Annotated in this window: 15 protein-coding genes and 1 pseudogene; 9 read left to right on the top strand and 7 right to left on the bottom strand. The window is 56.1% G+C overall.

What is annotated here, in order from left to right; all coding sequences use genetic code 11:
- Window positions 1–381: 381 nt before the first annotated feature.
- The 5 genes from E4191_RS17345 to E4191_RS17325 all read left to right on the top strand — a co-directional run bounded on the left by E4191_RS17345 (window position 382) and on the right by E4191_RS17325 (window position 5,519).
- Complete coding sequence (locus E4191_RS17345) at window positions 382–1,578, top strand: IS256 family transposase (protein ID WP_139615724.1); 1,197 nt, start codon at window positions 382–384, stop codon at window positions 1,576–1,578.
- Between the two features lie 978 nt (window positions 1,579–2,556).
- A complete protein-coding gene (locus tag E4191_RS17340) occupies window positions 2,557–2,862 on the top strand; it encodes a hypothetical protein (protein ID WP_139615723.1) in 306 nt (101 codons plus the stop codon).
- A 235-nt stretch (window positions 2,863–3,097) separates the two neighbouring features.
- On the top strand, window positions 3,098–3,355 hold the full coding sequence (locus E4191_RS17335; protein WP_139615722.1) for a hypothetical protein: 258 nt from the start codon (window positions 3,098–3,100) through the stop codon (window positions 3,353–3,355).
- Between the two features lie 176 nt (window positions 3,356–3,531).
- Entirely contained in the window at window positions 3,532–5,124 is a 1,593-nt protein-coding gene (locus tag E4191_RS17330; RefSeq protein WP_139615721.1) for a sensor histidine kinase, read from the top strand.
- Complete coding sequence (locus E4191_RS17325) at window positions 5,121–5,519, top strand: response regulator (RefSeq protein WP_139615720.1); 399 nt, start codon at window positions 5,121–5,123, stop codon at window positions 5,517–5,519. Before E4191_RS17330 ends, E4191_RS17325 begins: the two co-directional genes overlap by 4 nt.
- Before the next feature lie 313 nt (window positions 5,520–5,832).
- Here the strand turns inward: E4191_RS17325 and E4191_RS17320 are convergent, their stop codons facing one another.
- Entirely contained in the window at window positions 5,833–6,636 is an 804-nt protein-coding gene (locus E4191_RS17320; protein WP_139615719.1) for an SDR family NAD(P)-dependent oxidoreductase, read from the bottom strand.
- 546 nt (window positions 6,637–7,182) lie between these two features.
- Here E4191_RS17320 and E4191_RS17315 point away from each other — a divergent pair.
- The 4 genes from E4191_RS17315 (at window position 7,183) to E4191_RS17300 (ending at window position 11,445) form a co-directional block, all read left to right on the top strand.
- Window positions 7,183–8,304 (top strand): baeRF11 domain-containing protein, encoded by a 1,122-nt coding sequence (locus E4191_RS17315; protein ID WP_139615718.1) that lies wholly within the window; start codon window positions 7,183–7,185, stop codon window positions 8,302–8,304.
- Between the two features lie 264 nt (window positions 8,305–8,568).
- On the top strand, window positions 8,569–8,817 hold the full coding sequence (locus E4191_RS17310) for a type II toxin-antitoxin system Phd/YefM family antitoxin (protein WP_139615717.1): 249 nt from the start codon (window positions 8,569–8,571) through the stop codon (window positions 8,815–8,817).
- The gene (locus tag E4191_RS17305) at window positions 8,807–9,091 is read left to right on the top strand and encodes a type II toxin-antitoxin system RelE family toxin (RefSeq protein ID WP_139615716.1); all 285 of its coding nucleotides are present in this window, start codon (window positions 8,807–8,809) and stop codon (window positions 9,089–9,091) included. Before E4191_RS17310 ends, E4191_RS17305 begins: the two co-directional genes overlap by 11 nt.
- A gap of 779 nt (window positions 9,092–9,870) precedes the next feature.
- Entirely contained in the window at window positions 9,871–11,445 is a 1,575-nt protein-coding gene (locus tag E4191_RS17300; RefSeq protein WP_139615763.1) for an FAD/NAD(P)-binding protein, read from the top strand.
- A gap of 196 nt (window positions 11,446–11,641) precedes the next feature.
- Here E4191_RS17300 and E4191_RS24270 read toward each other — a convergent pair.
- The 6 genes and pseudogenes from E4191_RS24270 to E4191_RS17260 all read right to left on the bottom strand — a co-directional run.
- Window positions 11,642–11,863: pseudogene (locus E4191_RS24270) on the bottom strand (transposase domain-containing protein); the annotation flags it as partial.
- A gap of 295 nt (window positions 11,864–12,158) precedes the next feature.
- Complete coding sequence (locus tag E4191_RS17285) at window positions 12,159–13,490, bottom strand: hypothetical protein (protein ID WP_139615715.1); 1,332 nt, start codon at window positions 13,488–13,490, stop codon at window positions 12,159–12,161.
- A gap of 849 nt (window positions 13,491–14,339) precedes the next feature.
- The gene (locus E4191_RS17275; protein ID WP_135818592.1) at window positions 14,340–14,681 is read right to left on the bottom strand and encodes an SMR family transporter; all 342 of its coding nucleotides are present in this window, start codon (window positions 14,679–14,681) and stop codon (window positions 14,340–14,342) included.
- Window positions 14,682–15,059: 378 nt separating this feature from the next.
- Window positions 15,060–16,190, bottom strand: coding sequence for a helix-turn-helix transcriptional regulator (locus E4191_RS17270; protein WP_139615714.1), 1,131 nt, complete (start codon window positions 16,188–16,190; stop codon window positions 15,060–15,062).
- Between the two features lie 63 nt (window positions 16,191–16,253).
- Window positions 16,254–16,565, bottom strand: a complete 312-nt coding sequence (locus tag E4191_RS17265; protein ID WP_139615713.1) for a hypothetical protein — start codon at window positions 16,563–16,565, stop codon at window positions 16,254–16,256.
- Window positions 16,566–16,687: 122 nt separating this feature from the next.
- Complete coding sequence (locus tag E4191_RS17260) at window positions 16,688–17,683, bottom strand: alpha/beta hydrolase (RefSeq protein WP_139615712.1); 996 nt, start codon at window positions 17,681–17,683, stop codon at window positions 16,688–16,690.
- Window positions 17,684–17,775 lie beyond the last annotated feature (92 nt).

Below are 17,775 nucleotides of genomic sequence, written 5' to 3'. Positions count from 1 at the left end.
AAAGGTGCGTTGGATTTCGGCCCGCGGTCGTGGCAGTGACGACGATATTATAACCGTGCGATGATAGGCGTATTTCTCGACGTAACCGGACGTAAACAAGCTGAAGAGAGCAGCGAGCTCATGGCCGGAGAGATGAGCCACAGGGTCAAAACCTTTTGGTCGTTGCTTCCGGGCTAGCGCGGATTACATCCCGCTCGTCGTCCGATGTAGAAGATATGACAAATCAGCTTACGCGGGCAGTGTCCCCGGTGGTGGTGTAGGAGGCCGCGCGCGGAGCCTCCGGCGTAGCGCAGCGCGCGGCCGCGGGTGATGCTGGCGGTCACCGCCGATCTTCGGAAAAGGTTCGGGTTGCGACACTTGGAACCAACAACGGAGATGACGATGACCGACGACAGAATGGCGCTGATCGAGCTGGTTGAGAAGGAGGTTGACGGCGACCTCGTGCGCGAGATGCTGGCCTTTGCGGCCGGGCGCATCATGGAGGCCGAGGTGGAGGCACGGACGGGTGCAGCCAAAGGCGCGCGCACGCCGACGCGTGAGGTTCAGCGTAACGGATATCGCGACCGTGACTGGGACACACGCGCCGGACGGATCGCGCTGGAAATCCCGAGGCTGCGCAAGGGCAGCTACTTCCCGAGCTTTCTGGAGCCACGCCGCACGGCCGAGAAGGCCCTCGTGGCTGTAATTCAGGAGGCCTACGTCCACGGCGTCTCGACGCGGTCGGTCGACGATTTGGTCAAGGCCATGGGCGCGGGCGGCATGTCCAAGAGCCAGGTCAGCCGCCTCTGCGCCGAGATCGACGAGCGCGTGAACGCGTTCCTGTCCCGGCCTCTGGAGGGCGCGTGGCCCTATCTCTGGCTCGATGCGACTTACCTCAAGGTCCGCGAGGGCGGGAGGATCATCAGCCGTGCCGTGATAATCGCCGTGGCGGTCAACGAGGACGGCAAGCGTGAGGTGTTGGGTGTGGCCACAGGTCCCTCGGAGGCTGAAACCTTCTGGACCGAGTTCCTGCGTAGCCTCGCCGACCGCGGCCTACGCGGCGTGAAGCTGGTGATCGCCGACGATCACAAAGGCCTGCGGGCCGCCGCACGCCGCGTGTTTAACGCCACCCAGCAGCGCTGCCGGGTTCACTGGATGCGCAACGCTCTGGCGCACGCCCCGGCCAAGCAGCGCACCGCCGTTGCGGCAATGCTGAAGACGATCTTCGCGCAGGAGACCAAGGCCGAGGCCGAAGCCCAGTGGGAGATCGTGGCTGACGCGCTTCGCGACAAGCAGCCCAAACTCGGCGCCCTGATGGACAGCTCCCGCGACGACGTGCTGGCTTACATGTCCTTTCCCCGCGAGCACTGGACCCAGATCGCCTCGACGAATCCGCTGGAGCGGGTGAACCGCGAGGTGAAGCGGCGCGCAGACGTCATCGGCATCTTCCCGAATGACAAAGCCATCATTCGCCTCGTCGGCGCGCTCATGCTCGAGACCAACGACGAATGGGCGGTCGCCCGGCGATACATGTCGCTTGAAACGCTCGCCCGCGTCACCGACAATCACAACGTCAGGCTGCCCGCCGTGGCCACCTGATCAAGCCCTGACCTCTCCGAGGGTCGGCACTCTTACACCACGCTGTGGGACACTATCCTTACGCGTAGGCTGATAGCTTTAGGACGAGCCCACGATCTTGTCCGTCCGGTGCCGGGGCATGAGGGCGACGCGGCCCTACTGGGAGATATATTTTCGGTTTTGTTGGCTCCCTATGATGATTTGGGCGCATTCGCTGGCCGCATTCGCGTATCAGTACCGAGGATGGGCGTCGGAGAAAATGCGGCATCGTCCTTGGCGCTCGTGGTGCATGACCTCGCTACTAATTCGCTTAAATACGGTTCGCTTTCTTGCGACGAAGGAGTTCTAGACATTTCTGGCGGTATGGAGGGGGCTAACCTCCGTATCGTCTGGACCGCGCAAGGTGGCCCAGAGATAGACACGACAGTTGATCATCTGGGGGTACGGAAACAAATTGGTGCAAGCAACTATCGAAAATTCGCTTGGTGGAACCATCAGCTATGATTGGTCACCAAGTGGGGCCCTTGTCACCATTGAAATGAACGGCGAACTCCTAGGCTCGTAGGCCAAGCATGTCATGGTGATAGATGCGTTGCAGCATCGCTTTTAGACGCCGCTCAGAAATGCAGCGACCCGACCTCCTAATGTCCCATCAAAAGCGCGTTTGCCCAGGGCCTGGTCAACCCACGGCCCGCATATTCCGCCTGCAGCGGGCTGTATGACACTGACGACCCCGGTGCGAGTGATCGCGCCGGGGTCGTCAGGAAGAGGCCACTCTTGACATAAGAACACACTCTTAAGATGATTAACTACCCTAAAGTTCCCGCAAAACGAGGAGTAAAGATATGGGCGCAGCTAACGTTCTACATCTCCGCCATCTATCATCCGCATCTGCCTACCATCTGCACAGCTCTGAGATTGCGCGAAGGTTATTAACCACGCATAGCGAATACCATCAAAACAAGCCGCATCCCGGCCATGAACGCTCAAGGCAACGCCATGTTTGAAGTCGGCAAAGAATATGAGTTCATTTTCCTGACATACACCGACCGCGGGCCGACTGAGACTGGTGGGCGGAGATGGTTTGTGCAGGCGGTTGAAGGGACACTCCTTCATCTTCATTCACCCGCATCACCCCCAGCTGCCGCCGACCAATATCTCGGCCCCAGCCACGAGCAAAACATGATCCTCAATACGGCATCGCCTTTCTTCCACAGCGCCCGTCTCATGGAAGAGATTGACGCGGATAAAAAGCGTCTTGCAGATCTGGCTAAAAGGTGGCTGGCCAACAACCATCGCAATTAGGTCATGCAAAAAACGGCTTCCCCTCGTAAGGCAATTATTACTCAAACTTATATCCAAATAGAGCTTTTAGTGCATGTCGTGCAATTTTCTCTCTGTGCGATATCGTACAAAAGAGGTTCCATGATAAATGATAGCTCTTGCAGAAACCGCTACTACAAGAACAGAAACAAGCGTATCCAAAGTGTTGCAATCTTGACGTTATCAACCTAAGATTGATTATCTCGGGGGGGATACTATGACACTCATTGGTGCTGATTTTTTCGATATGCTGAGCCTCTCTGGACCGATCTTTAAAGAAGACGGTAGCTTTGATGTAGAACTCTATTTTAAATCTATATTACCGAAACCTACGCCTCCAGCACCTTTAGCGTTTGCATATTCTCGGTTTGAGAATACGGCTCAGCTTTCTCAGCTTTCTCAGCTTTCTCAGCTTTCTCAGCTTTCTCAGCTTCCACTGGAAATATCCGACGCCGTCATTCCAATTGGCTACTGACCGAGCCGCCCAGTTTCCGGGGTACTTATTTGAGGACGTCATTGATAGGACGTCAATCATCGGTGAGGCTGACGAAGATAAAAGCCTGAGGGCTAAAGTCTTGAGCAGCCTCGACGGTGCCGGTATTTTGGCTAAAATGTATCCTTCAAAACGGCCATAGGCAGTATCGAATAAAGATGGCGAACGACGACATAAGCAACTTCAAAGAAACCAAGTCAGATAGACCTTCCGATATCGGTTTGCTCCAGGCGGTGTGCGAGAATGCAAGCGGCGCACTGTTCGTTCTCGATGAGAAGCAGCGCTGCATCTACATGAACACGGCTGCCGTCGAGCTCACAGGGTACAGGCTGGAAGAGCTTCAGGGGCGCCCGCTTCACGACTTCATCCACCACACCCATCCTGACGGTAGTCATTACCCGATCGAAGACTGCCCGATCGATCGGGCCTTCCCCGAGTCCTGCAGGCAGCGCGGGCACGACGTCTTCATCCACAGGGACGGCCACTTCTACGACGTCGCATACACGGCCAGCCCACTCGAGCGCGACAGCGTGGTTGTAGGAACGGTGGTTGAGGTCCGGGACATTAGCGCAGAGCTTGCAGCACACAGGGCCCTCGAGGAAGAAACACGGACGCTGGAGACGCTGAACCGGACAGGATCTATGCTTGCCGGAACCCTTGATCTTGAAGAGATCGTCCAAGCCGTTACCGACGCCGCTACCGAGCTTTCCGGCGCACAATTCGGCGCCTTCTTCTACAATACGGTGAAGGAGGGGGAAGCGATGCACCTTTACACGCTCTCCGGCGCTCCTCGCGAAGCCTTCTCGGCATTCCCTCAGCCTCGGCACACGGCGATCTTCGGGCCCACATTCGTCGGCGGCACAGCTATCAGGCTCGACGATGTCAGAAGTGACCCGCGTTACGGGCTGAACGTCCCGTTCAATGGCCTGCCGTCCGGGCATCTGCCGGTGACAAGTTATCTCGCCGTGCCCGTCATCTCGCGGACCGGAGAAATCCATGGTGCGCTGATCTTCGGACATGCGGAACAAGGCATTTTCAGCAAGCGCAGTGAGCGGATCGTGACGTCGATCGCCGCGCAAGCCTCCATTGCGATCGACAACGCCAACCTGTTCACCGCAGCACAGCGGCAGATCGCGGAACGTGAGCGGTCAGAGGCTCACCAGAAGCTGCTGGCCCAGGAGCTTAACCACCGCGTCAAGAACATGCTCGCCACTGTACGCTCCATTGCGACGCAGACGTTCCGCGGAGAAGCCACTGACGCCGCCAGGAACGTCTTCGAGGGTCGCCTGCTGGCTCTTTCCAAGAGCCACAGCTTGATCATGGAGAAGAACTGGAGGGACGTCAGCCTGGAGTCTGTCGTGTCTACCGGCCTGCTTCCCTTTTTAGGGGAGATCGCCATGAGCGGCAGAGTTCTTCTTGAAGGCGAGGCGATCCAGCTGACACCAAAGCTGGCATTGGCCCTTGGCATGGGCATTCACGAACTCGCCACGAACGCGGTCAAATACGGTGCGATGAAAAATGATGTCGGGAAGATCGAGATCCGGTGGCGCGACATCGGCGACGACACGCTCTGCATCACGTGGGTCGAGAAAGAGGGGCCCGCCGTCGTGCCACCCAGTAGCAAAGGCTTCGGGACGCTCCTTTTGGAGCGTGGCTTGGCCCACGAGTTGGACGGCGCCGTCAAGATTGTCCACGACCCTGCAGGCTTGATCTGCGAGATCCGCATGCCCCTTCCGGAGATGACCGTATGACCAACATCCTCCAGGATGCCCGCATCCTCTTGGTCGAGGACGAGATGCTGATCTGTCTCGACATCGAGGACATGCTGCAGGAGTTCGGCTGCAAGGTTGTCGGTCCTGCCGCCACAGCGGCAAAGGCACTCGCTCTGATTGACCTGGAGCAGATCGATCTCGCCGTACTCGATGTGAACCTGGGGCACGAAAAGAGCTACCCGATCGTCGACCGACTGACTCTGCTGGACATCCCGTTTCTGCTGTCTACTGGATATGCGGAGATCGACGCGCGATACGATACCTGTCCGAGGCTTCAAAAGCCCTTTTCTAGGGCGCAGCTGCGAGACCGCCTCATCCGTCTTCGTACCGTGGCTCTTGATCAAAATGACGCGAAGCAGAATCATCAGGTATGACCTCGAACCGAAAGGCACTGAGGCGCGGGGAAGCGCCAGAGCCTCGGGTCATCCTGCCGTTCATGTTAAGTAGTTGCGGGCCAAGCAAGCGTCGAGAGAGATCAGATGTTGTTCGACAAAGCAAATAGCCTACCAACTCAAGCCGCTTATTATTCAACTATACTGGAAATCCGGAGCGCCTGACCTGCAGCAGAGGATCATTCGAAAAATACGACAATAAATTCTAAACTGTCATCAATGTTAGTCGGGGTGAGGAACTACCCATAAGTGATAAAAATTATTATATTCCGCGAGAAATAGACGTGATAATTAATCAAAATGCTTTCTGTGAGGTGTGACGCGTACGGGGCTCCAACACATAAGGGACTTTTTGAGGCCGAAAAAATACCCTGTCAAGAACGCGGTTGCGAAACGAACGGCATTCAATCAACTCCTTGTTTTTCAGAAACGTAAGTCCGTGATACTCTAACCTGAAATCCAATGCGAGTGCAGCACCCCAGTATGCTGCTTCGTCCGGTGATATTCCCTCAGGGCGCCCAATGCCAGTCGACATTATGCTTGGAATCCATTCACTCACGGTTACTGCGGGAAGGAATGCTTCCAGTTCTTTGGCTAGGCCTTTGGAAAATGCACGAGCTCCGGCTTTTGAGACAGAATACCCCATCTTGCCGACAAGCGGATCGTCCCCCGCAAAGCTGCCGACGTTGATGATACGCCCATGGTTGCGTGCCAACATCGGCGGAATAAAAGCTTTTGCTGCGTAAAGGGGTCCCAAACAGTTTATTGCAACATGCTCGGCAATCTTATCAGACGATGTTCCCAAAAAATCCTGTTCGACACAAAGTGCGGCATTATTGATAAGAATGGAAACTGGGCCGATTGATTTTTCGATACTTTTTGCAATAGCTTCTATCTGGGCGGAGTTTGACACATCACAGGATATCGGGGTAAACTTGCCCTCTTTGCAGCCGCGTTCTGTTTCCGCCAGATCTAAGTTGTTCCGGGCAATTCCAACCACATGTATGCCTTCTGCGGTTAGCCGAAACGAAAGCGCTCGCCCCAACCCAGAACTTGCGCCTGTGACAACAGCAATGACGTATTCAGGTTGGTCTCTCATTCATCTTCCAAAATATTTTTTTCTTGCCCCGTGGAGGGTTGGAATAGATATTATAGGTGTTCAAGTCAACACTTTTAAAAGCATCATTTTCTTGGCTTACATTTACTTCATCTGGGTCTCGGCGGTATTTTTCAATAAGCATCGAATATAAATTTCATTATTAACAGATGAAAGTGTTTAATGTTCCCTCACAGTCACGTTGATATTAATGATTTGCATCTACCTCGAGCCAGAGTGATATAAAGCTCTTCGAGTTACAGATCCATCTAATATATTTACCTAAGGTTGTAATAATATCTCATCAGTGTTATTTACCTTGTAGTTGATTGACTGCTAAGCGCTGCTAAACTCTAAGTTATGTAAAACCGTCAGAGTTATTTGCGGGGCGTTCTTTTAGTTCCTCCACTAAAGATGGCCCAGCCACCCTCAATACCACGCTGATAAAAGTGTGAATATCCAACCCTCGGTTTTACGCCCAGTGCCGGTTGCGGTCATGGTGGGGACGTGGGAGGCATGTTGTCCCTTTCTAGATGGAGTTACGCGACCATGTTGTATGTCGACATTCCAACGCAAGCCGAAGTTAGCAGGCTCGTATCCGCCCGGGGCGAAGCCCTCATCAGCCTCTATGTTCAGGCCACACCCGAGACCCAGCATATCGATGCCGCCCGCACCCGCCTCAAGCAACTGACCGCCGAGGCCGTAGCGCAGCTGGAAGAGGCCGGCGCCGCCAAGCGCACGATCTGGCCAATCGAGGAACAGCTGAACGACCTGATGGACGACGACGCGTTCTGGCGCGTGCAGGCCAATACGCTGGCCGTGTTCGTGACGCCGGACGCGCTGCATACCTATCGCCTGCCAAATCACCTGACAGAAACCGCTCAGGTCTCGGACCGCTTCCACCTCAAGCCGCTCTTGCGCGCGGTCTCGATGCCGCAACATGCCTTTGTGCTAGCGCTGGCCGAAAACGAGGTGCGGGTGATCGAAGTGCTGGGCGATCAGCCTGCGCAAGAGATCCGGGTGCCGGACCTGCCCCGGGATGCGACCTCGGTCGCTGGCACCGCCAACGTCAACTCGCGAAGCTATTCCGGCCGTCAGGGCGGTGGCGAGGGGCAGAAGCACCATCTGCGCCAGTATTGCCGCCAGGTCGATGCGGCCCTCCGCGGCCTGCTGTCGGGCCGGTCCGAGCCTCTGATCCTGGCTGCAACCGAGCCCTTGCTGTCGCTCTATCGGTCCGTCAACAGCTATGCCCATCTGGCGCAGTCGGCGATCGAGACCAGCCCCGTGCGCATTCCCGCGCATGATCTTGGAGCGGATGCCCGCAAGATCGTCGATCAGTTGAACGCCGAGATGGTCGCCGAATTTGGGGCACTTTATGCTGAGCGCGAGAATGATGGCCGAGCGACAGCACAGGTAGCGCGTGCGGCGCGAGCCGCGACCTTTGGCGCTGTCGATACGCTGCTGGTCGATATGGACAGCGTCATGCCCGGTCTGGTCGACGAGGACACGGGCGAGGTGACGTTCGAGGAGAGTGAGAGCGCAGTCAGCTATGGCGTGATTGACGAGATCGTAGGGAGGGTCCTGGCAAATGGCGGGCGAGTTCTTGCCGTGCGCCGAGGCGACCTTCCGCAGGATGCCGACCTGGCTGCCATCCTGCGTTACGCGATCTGACCGACAACGGGCGAAGGAAGCCGGAGTTTTCACCGGCTTCTTTCGCAAATTCTCCCGGCCCAATTAATAGCTGTTTCTGCAGGAGCAGCGGGGGCGCACATATCTGTTGTTCGCGTAAACATCTTCAAAAACGTACATCTCTCTCTGCTTAGCAATCACTTTGCGAAAGAGGTATGATGATAGACCATGCTTAATAGGTCATTGAAGAGTGCATCAAAATGTGCTATAAAACGCACTACTGAGGGCATCTTTAGCGAGAAAACTATGGCTTATATGATCCATGCCGGGGTGACGGCCAGTGTCACCGAACTCAGACGCGACCCCATGGGCACGATCGCAGCCGGCCATGGCGGTGCAGTCGCCATTCTGAACCGCAATGCGCCAGCTTTTTATTGCGTACCGGCGGCGGAATACGAGGCCATGCTCACAGCGATTGAGGATGCTGAGTTGCATGCCCTTGCAGATGCCCGCGCGGCCAGTCCAGAAATTACGGTGTCTCTGGATGAGCTATAAGCTCTCCTTCAAAATCGAGGCACGCAAGGAATGGGAGGCGCTTGGCGCCCCGGTTCGTGAGCAGTTCAAGAAAGTCCTCGCCAAGCGGCTTGAGGAGCCGCATGTCCCCTCATCCCGGCTCTCAGGCTCCCAAGTTCGCTACAAGATCAAGTTGCGCAGCGTAGGCTTTCGGCTCGTCTACGAAGTTCGTGATGACGTGTTGGTTGTGGTGGTCATCGCTGTTGGCAAACGCGACAAGAACACCGTTTACAGGAAGGCTGCAGAGCGCCCTTGATAGACCAGTGGCGCAACCCCGGCAGGAGTTGCATTAGCTCCTGTTAAGGGCAGACAAGCAGACCGGAGGTCGAGTCATGGACAATAGCCGCCTGGTCCTCCCAAGCCACGATCCGAACGCCAAGAGAGATAAGATAGCGCGCACAGGGCTATGAAAATCCCCGGAAGGGACAGAGGCATCCATCCCGGCATAGATTGACCTTGCCGTCTCATACTCAGACACTGGCGTGATGTCGGCGGCCTCGCCCGTGGCATGGAAATGATTCAGGACCGCGGCGACTTGATTCTTCGGTATGCCCGCCGCCAAAGACGACTTTCGGAAGTCGCAATGTTTCACACGTAAGACCAATCAGACGTGACACGCCTTGTGCTCATCGAAACCTAGGCGATGCTGTGAGCGCAGAACTGGTCATGGAGCGCGCCGAGATTGGTCGCGCTTTCTAGGACGCGCGTGCCGGATCTGGCCCCAAGGCGATCCGGATAGCTCGGTGGGCAATCCGTCGGCTGGAAGGGCAGGGGGCTGACGAAAGGTCCGTCCTGTCCGGGTCTGCACCGACGGATTGCGGTGGATGAAAGGGTCCGACATGCGCTTTGCGCGGAGCCTCGGCGCAGGCCTTATTCAGGGTGGACTTCATCGCCCATGACCCGGGGGAGCCGGTCGCAGATGGTTGCCATCCGGCTAGCGATTTCACTGGGCTATTGGGCCGGATGGTGCGTCCTTCTGCCCCGGAACCTGGGAAGACAGCGCGCGTTCAAGTGCATCTTTTCGGGACAGACATGATTAAGCACATCGCGATCATCGGCACGGGGCCGACCGGCATCTATACCCTGCAGCATCTGACCGGACAAAGTCAGCATCTGGCGATCACTCTGTTCGAGCGGTCGGACAAGGCGGGGATCGGCATGCCCTATTCACCCGAGACTGCCAACCACTGGATGCTGGCCAACATCGCCAGCATCGAGATCCCGCCCGTCGTCACCCCTTATCTGGACTGGCTAGAGGCGCAGCCGGATGATCGGCTGGCGTTCTATGGGCTGGAGGCCGACAATCTTGATGACCGGCTGTTCACGCCCCGGCTGCTTCTAGGCGAGTATTTCCGCGATCAGCTGCTGTCTCTGGTGGACAGCGCGCAGGGGGCCGGGCACCGCATCGAAATCCGGGAATCCACCGAGGTGCTGGATGTCGTGCCGCAGGGCGACGGGATGCTTCTCATGACCTCCGGCGGTGCGGCGGGACCGTTCGACCGGGTCATTCTGGCGACAGGCCATGAGTTCCCTGATGACGATGCCGCCAGCCGCAGCTATTTTCCTAGCCCGTGGTCGGGCCTGATCGAGGCCAAGGTCCCCGCCGTGGCTGTGGGCATCATGGGCACCTCGCTCAGTTCCATCGATGCGGTCATGGCAGTAGCCAACCAGCATGGTCGCTTTCGCCGGTCAGATGGGCTGTTGCGCTTTGAGTCTCATGCGTCGGGATTGCAGATCACCCTGATGTCGCGGTCGGGTATCCTGCCCGAGGCCGACTTCTATTGCCCGATCCCCTATGAGCCGCTGTCGCTCATGACCCTGCCTGCCGCGACCGCATGCCTATCCGAAGCTCACCCCCTCGATGCGCTGTTCGATCTGATCCGGGCCGAGATCATGCGAGCCGATCCGGCATTCGCGCTGCGCATCGGTCTGGGTGGGCTGGATGCCGACAGCTTTGCCTCTGCCTATTTCGCCGCGCGAGAGGGGGCAGACCCGTTCCAATGTGCCCGCGACAATCTTGTCGAGGTCGAACATAACAAGGCCAACCGCATTACGGTAGCATGGCGCTATGCGCTCCTTCGCATGCACGAGGTGGTCGAGGAGATTTTTGCAGACCTGCCCGACGCCGATCGGACAAGGCTGGATGCGGGCCTCAAGAAAGTCTTCGTCGACAATTACGCCGCCGTGCCCTCTGAATCAATCCGCCGGGTCCTGGCGCTGCGCGACGCGGGTGTACTGTCGATCCTGCCTCTAGGGCCGGATTATGACCTGACTCGAGAGGCGTCTTGCAGCATGGTGACAGCCAATGGACAGACCCATGTCTTCGAGGTGTTCATCGACGCGCGAGGACAGGTTCCGCTGAGCAGCAAGGATCTGCCCTTTCCAACCCTGCGCGCCGCCCTGCTAAAGGCCGGTTTTGAGTTTCCTGAGGTCGCCGCCGACTATAGCCTGATCGGGGTCGGGGATTTCGCCGGTCGGCTGACAATGGCCTCGATACCCTATCTGATGCACGACCGGCCGTTCGTTCAGGGCATCACCGCTTGTGCCGAAATCGCCGCCGCGATTGCCAAGGGTGTTGCAACAGGGCAGCGCAGGCGGCTGGTGTCATAAAATCGGCCCAAGACGCAGGGCCGCTGCTGGATCGGAGGAGCGCATCCGTGCAACGTCACTCCATCGACCCGTTCTGAAACACGCTTTAGAGCGTTTCTGCAGAACTTGGGGTCAGGGGGTTCCCAAGACGATCTGTTTGTGATCCATCCTTTCCAGGAGGATGGACGCCAGAAAATGTAAGCGCAACGTCGCGGCCCTATGTGGTGAGGCTTGACGGCTGCATGTGGCGCCAGGGCATGAGGTCCTCGATGCGGGATCTGGGGTGCCCGTCAAGGATAGCGCGGAGGGTGTCGGTGAGATAGTCGACGGGGTTCACGCCAGCCATTTTGCAGGTGGCGACGAGAGAGGCGAGCATGGCCCAGTTCTCTGCGCCGACCTCGTTGCCGGCTAAGAGGACGTTCTTCCGCGTCAGAGCCAACAATTTGCCAGCGCGTCGTCCCGTGCTGCCGCGCGACATCCGTCACCGAAGCCCCCGGAAACAGGCTTTCCGCCGCAATCCGGGCCCGCTCCGCCTTCGTGCGTCGCCTGCGCCCGGTCGGACCCTCGATCACCTCCAGCCGCGAAACCCCGCCGCCCCTTGAGCCGTCCAAATGGACACCCATTTTGCCGTCTCGTTCCAAGCCAATACCTCCGACGCTCATGCGCACGGAGAATGGCCCGGTCAGATCAGAAGCGGCAGGAGGGGATCAGCGTCGCGCTTACGACCATCTCTGTTACCAGTCAAAAAGATCTTGCAAAGCAGGGTCTGAGGGGTTGCTGATGCCTCTCAAGACTTTTCGCAGCACTTCGACAGTTTCGCGTTGCGCTACTGCCGCTTCGACAACCTCATGCTCCTCCCGTTCGCGTCCTGCGGCTTCCTCCCGTTCACGTCTTGCCGCTCTCTCCACCGCTTCTGCCTTCCTGCGCACTTCTTCTGCGCGCCGTTGGCTTTTTTCTGCCTTGCTGCGGGCCTCTTGTGCCTCGATCTGCCGCCGTTCGGCCTCATGCATAGCCCTTTCAAGCTCGAGCAGGGCGGCCTCTGCGACGGCAAGGCGCTCTGTCGCCTCGGACCGTAGCCTGTCAACCTCTGCCGCTCGGGCTGAGGCCAATTCTGGAAAAGCGTTTGAGCGCGGGGGAAGGACTACAGTGGTAGGTGCCAGGGATGGAGGCAACGCGCAGTTTCGCGCATTGCGCGCACAATTCCGAGCAGCCTTATCGACCTTCCTTACATCCTCCTTTACCAACATTATGGCCGCCGACAGGTCGGCAAGATCTGGGCTGAAAAATTCAGCCGGATTTCTAATCACATATTCAAGATTGGCTATTTTTTGATATGCTTGAAGCCGGTATCTGCTGAGCTTATCAACAACCTCTTGCGCATAGCCAATATCGATCGGCGATACATTTGGCGGAAGTGGAATGCTTTCGTAGGGGGTAATAATGGCCTTATATGAAAATCCATTTTGGCCGTGTAGATCAGCATCAAAGTTCATTAGACTTTGTATTGACGCATGCGGCGCAACCTCCACCACAGCCGCCGCACCGGTCTGATAGACAAGCGCAATTAAGTCAGCCTTATCGTTTATTATATTTAGGGTATGCATAAGCTCGTCGGATGCAGCGAATGCTCCGTGAGCTCCTCCTACTTCTGATTTTACACTTTGCTTCTCTTCGTCGCTATTTGTTTTAATGTCGATGACAGAATATAACTCGCCCCCAGTTGTATAGCCGCTGATAAACGCGTCGCCACATCGGCGGTGAAAGGCCTCCGGACCGGCATCCCGGATCAGATCGTACGTCGCTTTCGTCAGCTGGGACTCTAGCATAACCCGGGTGGCATTGACGACTTGTGCGTGCATCAAGACATAGACCGAATAGTCGTTCAGACTTATGTCGTCCAGAAATGACCCTTTGCTGCCGATGGAAAACCTCCCTCCCGCAAAGGAAGCGTTGGAAGCGAGGCCAGCCGTCTTAGCCAACTGTAAGTGTGATTCAACGCTTGAGATGCCAATCCACGTTTGCACCTCATTGCCATCGCCGACTAGACTTAACTCTGTCCGTTTCACACAGTCGCCTTTGACACGACCTGCGATAGTATCGTAGCCCCGACCCAGGAACATTCCAGCCGTTCGGTCGAAGTCAATCACAGCGTTCCCGAACGAGGGGAAAGCCGTTGCAATCAAGATAACAATCCCCTGAAATATAGGAGCCCACATGACCTGTCCTCTCATTGATTGAGCATACATTAGTGTTGCTCCCGCGTGTTGGGGGCAATTTGGCGTGCTCAAGCCCTGCTCTCGCGAAGATCGCGCGTTCTGCACTGCCAGCGCTTTACGCGCCACGTCGGATGCGTTTCTTTCCACATTGCGACTTGGGGCTGTCCGTGAATCATGCAGGTCACGATGCTGACCTCTCGAGGGTCATATAAGAGGCTGAAATCGCGGCACTGGGGAGGGGGCTGGGCGATGTGAGTAGACAGCGCGCAGGCACTTATCAACAACTCGATCATGAAAGACACTCCATTTACACACACAAAATCTCATAAAAGCCTTCGCGAATTAATTCCGGCAACGCTGACACTTATACGTATTCGGGGCAGTGTGGCTTTAAGAGAAGGCTACACTGACATTAGGGTGTGACATGCAACGCATGAATACCCCGAATGGGGTATGTCTCGAAAAACAGGAATAAAAGGCAGTCGTTACTTCGTGGGAGCTATGCATGCCGCCACACAAGCGAAAACTTAGTTTTGAGAGTGAGATTTCGCTAAACTTCAAGAGTCATTGAATGCTCCTGAAACATAGTTGACAGATTCGACGATTTGATTTGCATTGCCATCTCGGCCGCGGCGAGAACAACTGTCAACGATTAATCAAATAGCCTATGCCACGCGGGGATGCCTCCGGGAGGTAGCGCTAGGGAACACCGGTTTCAGATAGAATGTTTACGATCAGCACTCCCACAAGGATGAAACCTAAGCCAACCATCGCTGGAGCATCAAGCTTTTGGCCAAACCATATCCAAGCAGAGCATGTAATTAGCACAATACCCATGCCTGACCAAATAGCGTAGACTACGCCTGTAGGCATGACGCGCATCGGGAAGGACATCAACCAGATCGCGGCGGAATACCCGCAAACTGTAATCACGCTCGGTACAAGCCGGGACAGATTTTCTGATCGCGAGAGTGCGGTCGTCGCGATGACTTCCGCGACCACAGCCGTTCCAAGTATTAAGTAGGTTGTTGATGACGGCATGCTCACATCTGCTTCCGATTTAAAGTTAACGGACGATTAGGTCTCATCTAGACCGTGCAACTTTTAGGCTTAGAGCCCAATTTTACTAATTCCAAAAACTGCCTGCTGCAACCTGGAAAATCGCTTAGAGGGATTCACTTAAGTATTAGCGCGGCCAAACCCTAAAGCGAACATGCGATTTATATAAGGGCACATATTTATTGTTTAAAATTGAAGGCGATTCAAAATAAGGATGAATTTAAGTCATCCTATTTCCCCCAACGGAAGTTCAAAAAATCTCGTTAAATGCCATCCCTTGGATATGGCAATAGTGGTCCTAAGCTTCACGGCGCGTTGCGTTTATCTTAAGCCATATCCGTTAAGACGTCCATTTGCACATCACTGCGGCTTAATAGGTGAAGCTGTCAAATAAGTGTCGTTGCTCTGCGCAATGATTGCCACCTGTCGGATGATGTCCGCTTGCCGATGACAGCCTGTCTTCCAAAAAATCGTTTTGAGCTGGGTGCGAACGGTTTCTTGCGAGGTTTTCCGCACAGCCGCAATTTGAGCGAGAGTGTGACCGGCGGCGATGCCTGACACAATGACCGCCTCCGCGTCGGTCAAGCCGTGGATAGAGCAAAAACGGCGCGCGCCTTCGGGCAGGCTCAGAGCAGGGTCCTCCAGACGCATAAAACAGTGCGAACCCGAAAGGTACGTTCGTCCAACGTTCCCGGGGCGATAGAGACAGATACGCAGCGGCAAGGCTCCCTCCTTGCGCTTAACATACACATGCTGAACGGCCGTCGGATCTTCTGAGCTCAATTGATGCTGTAGACAAGTCAGGAGATTGGCATCCTTGCAGATCAAACGACCCACCGGCCCTACGCAAAGAGCATCTGTTTCAGCTAAAAGGAGCAGCGCCCTGGCATCTGCCGCGACGACTTGTAGCCGGGCGTCAATCTGCAGTACACCTTCGGAGGTTGACTGCAGCCCTCCCACCATCTTCATGCCAGCGCCCTGAACGCGAAAAGCGCGGTACAGATGGGGCACAAGGAGGGTGGTGCAGTGCTTGGCAGATGCGATCTGCTCCTCCGTCGCATCTGCACTCACAATACTGAAAAACACGTGAAGCCCTTGTTGACGATGAAGGGTCACACCGAGACCGGTTTCGATGTCTTGAGGGCGAAGATAATCTTGAAAAAACTCGGTGCGCCTCAGATCGGCTCGCGCCAGCATTTCATCGGCCTGCAGAACTTTTCCGAGGGGTCTGATCATTGCATGATCGATCCAAGGGTTCACACTGTGATAGTGGTCATTGAATTTTTTCACCATGCCAGCGTCAAGGCCGGCCGTAAGTGACATTGCCCCCGCGCCTGATGTTTTATCCTGATAGAAGAGGACGGTCCTGCCGTTAGGCAGGAGACTGCAGGATCGATCCACAAAATTTTGCCACGGCGCTTCTCCGAAAAGCGCGGCGTACAGGTGATCAATCAGTTCAACGGCGTCGGGAGCCGTGGTTTTACTCGGCATGTGACACCTCAAGCTTTGCGATATGTGGCGGATTGCTCAGCGCCAACTTTATATGAGCGTCCTTCACGGAAAGTAGACGGCAGGGCCTGAATTCTTGGGATCAGCCCGCGCAGAGTAGTTGCTCTGCATACCAGCCTGCTCATCATTGGCCTCTGTATCATTAGCGGTGTGCTGCGCGGCTAGAATTCGACAGATAAGGCCGAGGCTATAGTCCAAGTCCACCGCGATAGCTCCAAAGGCGGCACGTTCAGGCAGGCGGGCACTGTGTTTCAGCTGCAACGCGTGAGTGCGGGCGCGCTCAAGAGCGTTGATCACCTCAAGCAGGTCACCCTCCGACATGCCACCGATGGCGGCTTTGAACTGATTTGCGTCCATGCTGTTCCTCCGGTGTCGGGGCTTGGGTATCGACCAGATTGTCGGACGTAGATGAAATCTACTTCGAACAGGCCGAACTTCTTTCGCCGCCTACAAAAACTCAGTGGACTTGCATTTGCCCATCATGGGCCGAGATCCATCATGGCCAGCGCTGCACGACCATTCGGTCCGTAAGGATTTCCGAGTGTCTCCCACATGTCCTGATGGAAGTAGTTCTGACCCACGATCAGTTGCACCGGCTTTCCAGCAGCCTCAAGCGCCGCGGCAAAATCCTTGGCCTGCCTTTGAAACTCTGGAGTTTCCAGGGTCCCATATGAAACCACCACAGGGGCCGTGATACGATCGAGATGGCGCTGCGGGCTCGTCGCATCCTCCATGGCATCTGTGAAAGCAATATAGCGGCTTCGCCACGACAGACGGACAGGCTCGAGATCGTACATCCCGCTCATGCACAGGCCACCCTTGACCGCATCTGTCGGAAGACCGAACTCTCCCGCCCAATCAGTCGTCAGCGCCACGGCAGCAAGGTGGCCTCCAGATGAGTGCCCCCCGATATAGACGCGCGCCGGGTCGCCCCCAAAACTCTTGGCATTCCGCACGACCCAGGCAATTCCGCGCCGAACCTGATCAGCCTGACGAGCAAGGTCTCCTTCGAGCTCGTTTACGGGCGCAAAGTCCAGTGAAACGAAATTTGCTCCTCGATCGAGAAACATCTCAGCTGCAAATCCTGCATAGCTGGCATCGAGATAGAGCCAAATCCCACCATGGACGAAGACGAAGACCGGACCGCCAGATTCAGGTGCCTTATAGATGTCCATGGCCTCGTCAGGACCCTCTCCATAGTCAACTCGTTCGGGATACCCAAGCCGCGTTCGCAGTTCATAGCTCAGGCCGGACAGGCGCGAGTTGATAGCGTCGGTGTGGGGTTGATAAAACTCTTGGTTATAAGAAGCATCGAGCTCGTCCTGGTGCAGATCTTGCCAGACCGCAGGACCTTTGACGTGGTTCGGGAGCCCAAGCTTACACACGGGTTGCGCAAGGGCCGGGCCGCCAAACAGGCAGGCTCCAGCTGCAAGCGCCGTGCGACGGGTAATGGACGGACCAACAGTGCGATGCATGTAAAGCCTCGATTCGGCAGAACTGATAAACGGAGCAACAAGCGTTCTGCATAATCTACCACAGGGATTTTAGAATTTAAGAATTAATTGAA

The sequence above is a fragment of the Paracoccus liaowanqingii genome (assembly GCF_004683865.2).
Classification (GTDB): Bacteria; Pseudomonadota; Alphaproteobacteria; order Rhodobacterales; family Rhodobacteraceae; genus Paracoccus; species Paracoccus liaowanqingii.
The sequence above is the reverse complement of the archived record's forward strand: the minus strand, read 5'-3'. Positions and strand labels throughout refer to the sequence as shown.